A 12,086-nucleotide genomic window follows, 5' to 3' on the forward strand; every position below is an offset into this window, starting at 1 on the left:
TGCTAAAAACCATTGTTGTTCAAATAAAAACAGCCACTTCGTTTGAAGTGGCTGTTTAATATGTTTATTAAAATAATATTGATCTCAAATTACATAAATAGTAATTGTGTAAGAATGTAAATTGGTAATAAAATGATTAATGAAAATTTAATCATATATCCGAAGAAACTAGGCATTTTAATACCGTGATCTTCTGCAATAGATTTTACCATAAAGTTAGGACCATTTCCAATGTAAGTTAAAGCTCCAAAGAACACAGCACTTGTCGCAATGGCGCTTAGTATTTTTTCTGCAACGTTAGCAACTATAGGAATGCCATCTGCCACAGGTATACTAGACGCTACACTATGAAAGGCGACTGCAGTTGGTGTGTTATCAAGAAAGGCACTAAGTATTCCTGTTGCATAATAAAACTGCCAAGCTTCAGTTAGTCCCATATCTGGCGCATGTTGTCTTAAAAAGATAAGGGTAGGTGTCATGGTAATGAAAATACCAATAAAGACTACGGCAACTTCAACAATAGGTCCCCATGAAAATTTATTTTTTGCACGTGTTTTTTCAGGTGTAGAAAAGAATGCAATTGCAGTTAATGTAAGTAGAATGAATTCTCTTAAATATTTCAACCAAAACGGCGCATCTTCTTTAGCCATTTGAGGAATAACATCGTGATTAATAAACGCTACAGATAAAATAACTCCTAATAAATACACAAAGTTTAAAGCACCTGTAATACGTATAGGTTCTATTTCTCTAGCATCTGCTTCCAGATTACTTTTAGGTTCTTTTTTGTAATATTTAGTATCAACTATATAATAGATAATAAGTAATAGTGCACCTGTAAACGCCCATTCTGGGATTAGACTAAAGAACCACGTGAAACTTGCACCTCTTAAATACAACATTAATAATGGTGGATCTCCAAGTGGAGTTAGAAGTCCACCACAGTTAGCTACAGCTGCAATAAAGAATAATATGGTGTGCACGTTGTATTTTCTCTGGTGGTTGATAGAAATTACTGGACGTATAAGTAGCATTGCTGCTCCGGTTGTTCCCATAAATGAGGCCAAAAGGTATCCAATCCCTAAAAATAAGGTGTTTACCCAAGGTTTTGCTTTAATATCTCCACTAAGGTGAATACCTCCAGTGATAACAAATAGTGAGGTTAGTAAAACAATAAAAGGGAAGTAATCTCCTAAAATTTGATGTTTAAGATGTTCGGTAAGGCCCATAGTTACCAAATAATAAATTGTGGGTACACTTAAAATAATTGAAACAATAAATTTGTTTCGATTATTTTCCCACCATTCCTCTGCAATTAGAGGTCCGACAGCGATTGCGAGTAAGATAATAAAGAAAGGAATTGAGGGCCACAGAGGTATTTGCTGTACTAATTCAGTACCATTAAGTAATAATAACATGAGTTAATTGTTTGTAGAATGGTTTAGCTATTCTAATTGAGTTAATTTTTGTTTGTAAGGTCTTCTTAATTTTTTTGGTGATTTTTAATTTTTACTTAAATAAATCCATAGTTTTTTGTGTTATTGTTGTTTTTTTGACAAATTAAGGCATAAAATAGTTTTATTTTTATGACAAAAATCAGCAAGATGAATATGAATATTTTTTATAACAGTAAATTAGATAATAAGTAACTAAATTAATAAAACCTATGTTAAATTGCGATCAGAAGATATGTTAAACTTTGAATAAGTTTAAGAAGTATGCTGACAGTTGCGTTTTTTTAGCTCCGCTTTTTATCAATTTTTGTATTCTTATTAGTCGTAGCCATACTGTAACCTTTTGTAAGATGGACTGATATATAAGATGTTATAAATACGTTTTTTTACATTGATGAGTGACCGTATTAAAATTCTTGATCCTTAATTTGTTTGCCGCTAAGTTTTGTTAATGTTATGTTATATTCCCCGTAAACTCTAACAGAAGTCGTTTAAAGAAGTCTCTATTAAATAATATTTCTTTAATTTGCACCCATCTTTCTTAGATAGTTTATGGATTATAAAAAACAGATCGGCAAAAATATAGCCTCATTATTGCTTTTGGTAGCTTTAATGTTACCTACTGTTGTCCAATTTGTTCATATTTTTGAAGATCATGAACATTATTCATGTACCGAACAAAAAGCTCACATTCATAAATCGGTCACCAAGTGTGAAATTTGTAGTTTTCATTTGGCTTCTTTTAAGTATGATATTTTTGAATATCCTGACTTATTAATTACAGAAGTTCCTGTAAAACCTGTAGCAAACTTTATTGCATTACACTGTCATGCTTTTGGAACTACTAATACTCAACTTCGAGCACCACCTATTTCATAATTCTATCTTGTTTATTAGATCTTAAGGTCACATATGCTATATAAATTTGCTTATTAATTGCAAGGTTTTATATGTGTCTTAGTCTTAATCTATAAACATTCTATATTCTGTTACTTAAAATGTTATGCATAATCATAAGCTTGTAAACCTATTGGTTATACGTTAATTGTGTATAAGAATTTAACTAACAATACACTCAAATTAAGTAAATCTATATTTTTTATGCGTATATATGTACTAGTCATATTGTTATGTTTCAGTATGTCTGCTCTATCACAAACTTGTGATAATACCCTTTCCGGTACCGTAAAAGACTCTCATGATGGTTCTCTATTAGTTGGAGCCACAGTAATTATTGCTGGGACCGAACAAGCCGTGCAAACCAATTTAGATGGTGAGTATGTTTTTAATCATTTATGCGACGGAACTTACGATATACAGGTATCTCATCCGTTTTGTGAGACGCAAGGTTTTAGCGTTAAAGTTGATGAAAACACTGTGAAAATTTTTAGGTTAGAACATCACCTAGAAGAACTTAATGAAGTTATTGTAGAAGGTCATGCTTACGGAGATAAATCTAAAACACTTGTAGAAAGCACCATTTCAAAAGAGAAATTAGAAGCATTTAACGGTGCAACACTTGGAGATGCTTTAAATAGTTTGAGTGGCGTATCGTCTTTAAACTCTGGTAACGCTATTGTTAAACCAGTTGTTAACGGGTTACATAGTAGTCGTGTTATTGTAATTAATAACGGCGTACGTATGGAAGACCAAGAATGGGGTGTAGAACATGCGCCTAATATGGATGTTAATGCCGTGGGAAACCTAACACTTATAAAAGGGGCAGGCGCTTTGCAATATAGCGGAGATGCTGTTGGAGGTGTGATTGTTGCAGAAGCCGCAAAGGTACCTGTTAAAGATACACTCTATGGAAAAACAATTCTTACAGGAGCATCTAACGGACGTGGTGGTTCGGTAACTTCTCAACTAACTAAGAGTTATCAAAATGGTTGGTATGGTTCTGTACAGGGGACTTACAAGCGCTTAGGTGATTTTGAAGCACCGGATTATGTGCTTAGTAACACGGGAACATCTGAACGTAATGCTTCTTTTAATTTTGGTCTCAATCGATTTGATTATGGGGTAGAAGCCTATTATTCATACTTTAAAAATGAAATCGGAATTTTAAGCGCCTCTCATATTGGTGGTGCTTCAGATTTAGTGAGTGCCATTAACAGTGATGTACCCTTAATTATTAATGATTTTACGTATGATATTTCAGAACCTAGGCAAGATATTACCCACCATTTAGCACGTGTAAAAGGGTTTAAAACATTTGAAAATTTAGGTAAACTGAGTTTGCAATATGATTTTCAGCGTAATAATAGATTAGAATATGATATTAGAACCGGTTCAGACAGTGGTAAAGCATCTGTAGATCTAGAACTGACCACGCATACGCTTAGTCTCGATTTAGACTCTCATTTAAAAGATGGTATAAAACTAAAAACAGGTATAAAAGCCAGTTACCAAGATAATTTTGCAGATCCCAATACAGGTGTACGACGCTTAATACCGGATTACGATAAGTACGATTTAGGCGTGTACGCTATTCTAGATTACCCAATTAATAATGATTGGGTTGTTGAAGCTGGTGGACGTTTTGATTACAGTTTTATGGATGCCTATAAATATTATAAAACTTCGTTTTGGGAATCTAGAAATTACGACGAATTGTATCCAGATATTGTAGTCGAAGAGTTCGATAATCAAATTTTAACGCATCCAGAATTACACTTTTATAATCCTTCGGTAACCTTAGGGACAACTTATAATTTTGGAGAATCGTATCAGTTGTTTTTTAATTATGCTTTAGCTTCAAGAGCGCCAAATGCTTCAGAATTATTTAGTGAAGGCTTGCACCATTCGGCATCTAGGATAGAATATGGCGACTTGAGTTTTAATTCAGAAATCGGACATAAATTTATACTAACATTTCAACGAAATAATAAAGACTTCAATTTTTCTGTAAGTCCGTTTATAAATACCATTAAAGATTTTATTGTTATAGAACCAACCTCTATAGAAACTACGGTAAGAGGAAGTTTTCAGGTGTGGGAATACAGACAAACAGATGCACAACTTTTTGGTGTAGATATAGATGCGTCTTATGCTTTTACTAATAATTTCCGTTACAACTATCAGTTCTCTTTAGTAAAAGGTTACGACCGTTCTCAAGACGAACCGTTAATAAGCATGCCGCCTATAAACATGAAAAATGAAATTGTATATCAGAATCCGAAATTAAATAATTTAAGATTAGCCTTACAAAGTGAGTTTGTATTCCGTCAAAACGAATATCCAGATAATAATTTTGAAGTCTATATCGCAGAAACAGAAAGTACAGAACTTGTAGATATAAGCACACCTCCAGATGCTTATCATTTACTAAATTTTAACTCCAGCATAGATCTTAACGTGAATGAAAAATCTAAGTTAAGTTTAGGGTTTGGAGTAACAAATCTATTAAATACCTCTTACAGAGATTACCTAAATAGTATGCGTTATTATGCAGACGATTTGGGTAGAAATTTTTTACTAAATATTAAATTCAATTATTAAATATTAAATCAAAAACAGCAATGAAAAAAGGAAAATTTTTAAAATTAAGCCAAATGAATACAGTAAAGTTATTTACTGCAGCCTTATTTGCAACTGTATTATTTACATCATGTTCTAGTGACGATGATACTCCCGAAATAGTTAACGAAGAAGAAGTCATTACTACGCTTACAGTAACATTAACACCTTCTGGAACAGGAGATGTTATTACCTTACAAACACAAGATTTAGATGGAGATGGTCCTGACGATCCAGTGATTACTGTGTCTGGAAATTTAATTTCAGGTGAGGTTTACCAAGGTAGCATTGAACTTTTAAACGAAACTGTAGATCCTGCTGAAGATATTACAGAAGAAGTAGAAGATGAAAGTGACGAGCACCAATTTTTCTATACTGTAGCTAGTACTTTAGATGTTTCAACAGAGTATACAAGTTTTGATGATGATGGAAATCCATTAGGAACAACATTTACACTTACAGCGGGAGCAGCAAGTACTGGTAACTTAACTTTTACATTAATTCATGAGCCAACAAAACCAAATGATGGTTTAACAGATGCTGGCGGAGAAACAGATGCAGAAGCAACATTTAGTGTTACAGTAGAATAATTATAAAATTCTAAACTTAAAAAAAAGCTCTTAACTAGAATGTTAAGAGCTTTTTTTTGTGCTAAATAAAAGGCACAAAAAATTATTAAAAGGCTATAAAAAATCAACATTTAAAATTAGTGCGAATTTGGTGTTTCAAATTTTAGTAAAACATCACTTATTTCGTGTCACTTTTCGGATATACTAGGAGATAGTTAAGTATGTGAAAGTCATTTTTAAGAGTAAAAACATTAAAATAAAATTCTATTCACCTACGGTAAACTACCATTCGTCTACACTAATAGTCTCGCTATCGATTAGAAAATGAAAAATTAGCTTTTACATACTATGTTTGTAATTCTCTAAAAAATAGCTAAAATGACACACGTTTTAAAAATATTACTTATCGAAGATGATATGATCGAAGTTATGAAACTAAACCGATCAATTTCATCACTAAAATTAAATCATAAAATCATTGAAGCTAATAATGGTGAAGATGCTTTGAAAATTTTAGAGAGAAAAGAGGACTTACCCGATATAATTTTATTAGATTTAAATATGCCAAAAATTAATGGCATTGAATTTTTAAATATTCTGAAACAAGACGATGTTTTAAAATACATTCCTACTATTATATTGACGACCTCTAGTAATCAAAAAGATTTATTAGAATGTTATAAAATAGGTGTTGCAGGTTATGTGTTAAAACCTTTAAAATATGAGGAATACGTGTCTAAAATCGAAAAGCTTTTAGCCTATTGGAGTATTAACGAATTAAAAAAAATGTAATGAAAGGTATCGTTTTTACTGAGTTTTTAGATTTAGTTGAAGCTAAATTTGGATTAGAAATGGTCGATAAAATTATCACTGAATCTAATTTGGAATCTGAAGGGATATATACTTCTGTTGGAACGTATAAGTTTTCAGAAATGTTACAATTGCTTCAGCATTTAAGTGAACATACAGATATTTCTATAGACGATTTACTGTTGGTGTATGCCGAACATTTTTTTAGTGTTATTGAGCGCAGTTATCCAGGTTTGCTAAATACATATAGCGATCCTTTAGAGATGTTATCTTCTATAGAAAATCATATTCATATAGAAGTTAGAAAAATTTATCCAGACGCCGAGCTTCCCACATTTGAAGTTGTCGATAAAACCCAAGATTCACTCGTATTAATATACAAATCGAATCGCGCAATGCATCATTTTGGGTTAGGTTTAATGAATAAAACGTTCGAGCATTTTAATACTAAAGCCAGCATTGTATTAGAAAAGATTAAGGACGATGGTACAGAAGTAAAGTTTACGATACACAAAATATAATGAGTCAAGATAAGATAGATATTTTACAACGGGCATTAGCTCGAGAAAAAGCGGCAAGAAAACAAGCCGAATCTATCTTAGAAAAAAAATCAGCAGAATTATACGAAACCAATCAGAAGTTAGAACAATCGTATACCGAGCTTGAAACCATACTTTCCAAAAAAGATTCTCAATTACAAGGTGTGTTTGAGAATATTGTCGATGCCTATTTAATAATGGACTTGTTTGGCAACGTTCTAAAAATGAATGATGCCGCACTGCAATTATTAGGATTTAAAGTAGATCAAACCGACTTTAACCTTATGAGTATGGTGCAGCCTAGCGATTTAGAGCGGGTTAATAAGTCGTTTAAATCGCTATTAGAGAAAGGCACATTAACAGATTTTGAAATTAAAATAAAGACCTGTTTAAACGTAGAAAAGCTGGTACATATAAATGCCAGTATCATTTTTCATAACAAGGTGCCAATAGCAGCACAAGGTATTATTAGAGATATTACTAAAGACAAAGAGGCTGAAGACAAACTTAAAGAATCTGAAAACAGACTGGCCACTTTAATTCTTAATTTAGATAGTGGAGTTGTTTTAGAAGATGAAAATCGAAAAATTGTACTCACCAATAAAAAATTCACCGATTTATTTAATATAGACGCTTCTCCAAGCGAATTAATTGGTTTAGACTGCCAAGAAGCAGCAAAACAAAACAGTTTATTATTTAAAAATCCAGAAGCTTTTCTAGCACGGATGGATGATATCGATCACAAAAAAGAAACGGTTTTAGGCGATGAATTGGATATGGTAGATGGAAAAATTCTAGAAAGAAACTATATTCCCATTATTCATGGCGACCAATCTAAAGGGTATTTATGGACCTTTAAAGATGTTACGCTTAACAGAACTTATAGAAAGAGTTTAGAGACAGAAAAACAGAAATATTATAATATTATCTCTAACATGAATCTAGGTTTGGTAGAACTGGATTTAGATGATAAAATTTTGATGGTCAATCAGACTTTTATTAACATGACCGGATATACTGAAGCCGAACTTATCGGGGTTAAAGGCAAGGATCTTTTTCCTGTACATGAAGATAAACGTATTATAGAAGAGCAAATTAAAGCTCGAAAAAAAGGAAAAACTGCATCTTACGAATTGCGTATAAACGACAAGCAAGGGAATGTAAGATACTGGCTTATTAGTGGTGCTCCTAATTATGATTTAGAAGGTAATATTATAGGATCTATTGGATTGAATTTTGATATCACAGAAATAAAAAATCTAGAATTTCAAAAAGAAAACCTGCTGTCAGAACTGGCTAAAAGTAATAACGAATTACAAGAGTATGCACATATAGTCTCTCACGATTTAAAATCGCCTTTACGCAGTATTAATGCTTTGGTAAGTTGGATAAAAGAAGACAATACAGATAAATTAGATGCTGCAAGTATTCAGAATTTTGATTTAATAGAAGTCACCTTAGAAAAAATGGAGCAATTAATTACAGACATTTTAGATTACTCTAGTATAGGTGCAGAAGAGAGCGATAAAATAGAAATTAATACGCAAGACTTAGTCGAAGATTTAATAGAGATTTTATACATTCCAGAACACATTTCGGTTCAAATAACCAATACACTGCCGATGGTTTTAGGACATAAAACAAAGTTGCAACAGGTGTTTCAAAATTTAATAAGTAACTCGGTTAAATTTATTGATAAACCGCAAGGTATAATACAAATTTCAGCAGAAACGTTAAGCGATTCGTATCAGTTTTCTATTCAAGATAATGGTATGGGAATAGCGCCTCAATTTCACGATAAAATATTCAAAGTATTTCATTCTTTACAACACAGTAAAGATTCATCTGGTATCGGACTCTCTATCGTACAAAAAATAGTACATATGCATGATGGTAAAATTTGGTTAGAGAGTGAACCTAATATCGGAACCACGTTTACTTTCACAATAAAAAAATAGAATGAAAATAGTACAGTTAACAAGAACAGCATCTTCCGATTGGAAGTATTTAAGTGCAGACACTACACTTGTAAAACCACTTGTTTTGGTTTTTGGAAGTCGGTTACTCTTAGAACAAGAAGGCGTTTTTAACGAGGTTAAAACCCTTTTTCCTGATGGCGAAATTGTATTTGGCTCTTCTTGTGCAGATATTACTGCCAATTGTGTTAATGAAAATGCCATTACTATAACAGCCATAGCATTCGAAAAAAGTACATTTCAAATACGGACGAGTAATGTGTTACATACCGATTATGATGGTTTTAAAACAGGACACGATTTAATACAAAAATTTCCTAAAGAAAACCTTAAATATGTGTTTGTGATTTCTGAAGGGAGTTTTATTAACGGAAGCGATTTAACTAAAGGCATGAATTATGCCACACACGATAATTTATTAATTACGGGCGCTTTATGTGGCGATTCAGACCGGTTTGAAAAGACACTGTCTTCGTATAACGAAAATCCCAAACCTGGTGAAATTGTTGCCGTGGGCTTATACGGTGACTCTTTAGAGATTTCATTTTCTATTTATGGCGGGTGGACACCTTTTGGTCCTGAGCGTATGGTAACTAAATCTGAAGGCAATGTGCTGTTCGAGTTAGACAATCTTCCAGCTTTAGATATTTATAAAAAGTATTTGGGCGAAAAATCTAAAGAACTTCCAGGTGCTGCTTTATTATATCCTTTAAACGTTAAATGTGCCAATGAAAAACAATCTATTGTTCGCTCTATTTTAAATATAGATGAAGAGCAGAATGCCATGATACTTGCTGGCGATATACCTGAAAATTCAAAAGTTCAACTCATGATGACTAATGTTGATAATATTGCAAATGCATCAGAACGCGCTGCACAACAAGCATTAGGTTTAAGAGAAAAGAAACCCGAGTTGGCCATGTTAGTGAGTTGTATTGGAAGGAAGTTAGTGCTAGATCAGCGTGTAGAAGAAGAAATAGAAGAAGTCACCCAAGTTATTGGAGCAGATATTGCTGTTACTGGACTGTATTCTTATGGAGAAATAGCGCCTTTTCATGGCGAAGTTTCATGCCAGTTACATAACCAAACCATGACGGTTACTTTATTGAGCGAATAATGAATTCATTATTAAAACGGCAAATACGGAAATATTTAAATGAAGGGGAACTTGATGCCAATTTAGAACCTTTTATTGATGCCGTAAATAAGTCTTATAATAATTATGATGAGCATTTTGACATGTTGCAACGCGCTATGAGTATTAGTTCTGAAGAGTTGTTTTCTGCCAATCAGAAATTACATAAAGAAGCCAAAGCTCAACAAAAACTTATCGATAAATTAAAGAGCGTTATTAATACACTTAAAGTTTACGACTTATCTGAAACCGATAAAACGGATGATGGCGGTGAGTTAAGCGGACTTCATTTGGTGAATTTTTTAGATAGTCAGACTAAAGATATTATAGAAATTAATGCCCAACGCGAGCAAGTTTTACAAAAATTAGCCCAACAAAATCAAGAATTAAGTGATTATGCCCATATGGTTTCTCACGATTTAAAATCACCTTTACGAAGTATCGATTCCTTAACGGCATGGTTAAAAGAAGATTATCAAGATAAAATTGATGAAGAAGGAAATACACATCTTAACCTAATCCGGAATAATGTAGAAAAAATGGATAAGTTGATTAGTGGTATTTTAGATTATACCACCATTAGTAAGAATAAATCCGATTTTTATGATGTCGATGTCAATAAATTAATAGACAATATTATTGAAGCTATTGCAGTGCCAGATCACATAACTATTCGTAAAACCACAACCTTACCTCTTATTAGCGGTGATAAATTTAGGCTGCAGCAATTATTCCAAAACCTTATAGATAATGCTATAAAATACAACGATAAAGAATCTGGTGTTATAGAAATTGGGTGTGAATCGCAAAATGATTTTTGGAAGTTTACCATACAAGATAACGGTAAAGGAATAGAGCAAATGTACTTTGATAAAATATTTAAAACCTTCGAAAAATTAGAAAATAATCCAAATTCTACAGGAATAGGATTGTCAATAGTCAAAAAAATTGTCGATGTTTATGGTGGTAAAATTTGGTTAGAATCGGAATTAGGTACAGGTACTACTTTCTATTTTACTTTAAAAAAATAAACCCATGGAACAGCCTAACTTATCCTACATTCACAGCATGTCTGGAGGCGATAAAGCCTTTGAACAAAAACTAATAGACATCATAAAAAGTGAATTTCCAGAAGAAAAAGCCACCTATTATAAAAATTATAAAGCGGGTGAATTAAAAATGACTGCAGAAAATGTTCATAAACTTAAGCATAAAATTAGTATTTTAGGACTTGAAAAAAGTTATGATATTGCGGTAGCATTTGAACACAATTTATTAGAAGGGAGTACAGACCTTAATGAAAACTTTGAATCTATATTAAATACCATAACTAATTATTTAACCACCTTATAATTAGTTCTATTTATGAATTGTATTATTATTGATGATGAGGCTACTGCTAGAGCCATAATTGTTCAACTGTGCTCTAATATTAAGTCCCTTAATGTGATAGCCGATTTTTCAAATGCAATTCAGTCCATAAAATTTTTAAATCAAAACGAAGTCGATTTAATTTTTTTAGATATTCATATGCCCGATTTTACAGGATTCGATTTTATTCAGACCTTAAAAAATCCGCCAAAAATTATTTTAACCACTTCAGATCCGCAATTTGCTATAGAAGCTTTTGAGTACGATTGTATAGTCGATTATTTAGTAAAGCCTGTTTTACCTCCGCGTTTTGAAAAAGCCATTATTAAAGCTCAAAAAACTGAATTAAATCCAGCTGAACCCAAAATAGTTAAAGAGAAACCCACAGATACTACGGGTAACGTTTTATATGTGAATATTGACAGACGATTGATTAAAATAGTAATCTCTAGTATATATTTAGTTGAAGCTAAAGGCGATTATATTTTAATAAAAACAGACGATAAAAATTATACTGTACATTCTACACTTAAAAAAATAGCAGATAAATTACCGGAAAGTATCTTTTTAAAAGTGCACCGTTCTTATATTATTAATGTACAAAAGATTATTGATATAGAGGATAATAGCGTTTTAATTAAAAAAGATGTTATTCCTGTAAGCCGTTCCAATAGACCAGAATTAATGAAACGCTTAAATTTACTGTAAGCGTT

11 protein-coding genes are annotated in these 12,086 nt (G+C 32.2%); 10 read left to right on the top strand and 1 reads right to left on the bottom strand.

Annotated elements, in window-relative coordinates:
- Positions 1-89 precede the first annotated feature (89 nt).
- Entirely contained in the window at positions 90-1,418 is a 1,329-nt protein-coding gene (locus AST99_RS05460) for a sodium:proton antiporter (protein ID WP_057779988.1), read from the bottom strand.
- A 630-nt stretch (positions 1,419-2,048) separates the two neighbouring features.
- On the opposite strand from AST99_RS05460, the gene AST99_RS05465 reads away from it, so the two are divergent.
- The 10 genes from AST99_RS05465 to AST99_RS05510 all read left to right on the top strand — a co-directional run bounded on the left by AST99_RS05465 (position 2,049) and on the right by AST99_RS05510 (position 12,081).
- Positions 2,049-2,333 (top strand): hypothetical protein, encoded by a 285-nt coding sequence (locus tag AST99_RS05465; protein ID WP_157486308.1) that lies wholly within the window; start codon positions 2,049-2,051, stop codon positions 2,331-2,333.
- Positions 2,334-2,594: 261 nt separating this feature from the next.
- On the top strand, positions 2,595-4,955 hold the full coding sequence (locus AST99_RS05470; protein WP_232301583.1) for a TonB-dependent receptor: 2,361 nt from the start codon (positions 2,595-2,597) through the stop codon (positions 4,953-4,955).
- Between the two features lie 53 nt (positions 4,956-5,008).
- Positions 5,009-5,563 carry a hypothetical protein gene (locus AST99_RS05475; RefSeq protein WP_057780291.1) on the top strand — a complete coding sequence of 185 codons (555 nt, stop codon included), beginning with the start codon at positions 5,009-5,011 and terminating at the stop codon, positions 5,561-5,563.
- 357 nt (positions 5,564-5,920) lie between these two features.
- A complete protein-coding gene (locus AST99_RS05480) occupies positions 5,921-6,334 on the top strand; it encodes a response regulator (RefSeq protein WP_057779994.1) in 414 nt (137 codons plus the stop codon).
- Complete coding sequence (locus tag AST99_RS05485) at positions 6,334-6,873, top strand: heme NO-binding domain-containing protein (protein ID WP_057779996.1); 540 nt, start codon at positions 6,334-6,336, stop codon at positions 6,871-6,873. Before AST99_RS05480 ends, AST99_RS05485 begins: the two co-directional genes overlap by 1 nt.
- On the top strand, positions 6,873-8,849 hold the full coding sequence (locus AST99_RS05490) for a PAS domain S-box protein (protein WP_057779997.1): 1,977 nt from the start codon (positions 6,873-6,875) through the stop codon (positions 8,847-8,849). The genes AST99_RS05485 and AST99_RS05490 overlap by 1 nt, the downstream gene beginning before the upstream one ends.
- Position 8,850: 1 nt before the next feature.
- Complete coding sequence (locus AST99_RS05495; protein WP_057779999.1) at positions 8,851-9,984, top strand: FIST signal transduction protein; 1,134 nt, start codon at positions 8,851-8,853, stop codon at positions 9,982-9,984.
- Positions 9,984-11,033, top strand: a complete 1,050-nt coding sequence (locus AST99_RS05500) for a sensor histidine kinase (protein ID WP_057780001.1) — start codon at positions 9,984-9,986, stop codon at positions 11,031-11,033. Before AST99_RS05495 ends, AST99_RS05500 begins: the two co-directional genes overlap by 1 nt.
- Before the next feature lie 4 nt (positions 11,034-11,037).
- A complete protein-coding gene (locus tag AST99_RS05505) occupies positions 11,038-11,355 on the top strand; it encodes a hypothetical protein (protein ID WP_057780003.1) in 318 nt (105 codons plus the stop codon).
- Positions 11,356-11,367: 12 nt separating this feature from the next.
- Positions 11,368-12,081 (top strand): LytR/AlgR family response regulator transcription factor, encoded by a 714-nt coding sequence (locus AST99_RS05510; RefSeq protein WP_057780005.1) that lies wholly within the window; start codon positions 11,368-11,370, stop codon positions 12,079-12,081.
- Positions 12,082-12,086 lie beyond the last annotated feature (5 nt).

Source organism: Formosa algae (assembly GCF_001439665.1).
In the GTDB taxonomy this organism is placed as follows: Bacteria; Bacteroidota; Bacteroidia; order Flavobacteriales; family Flavobacteriaceae; genus Formosa; species Formosa algae.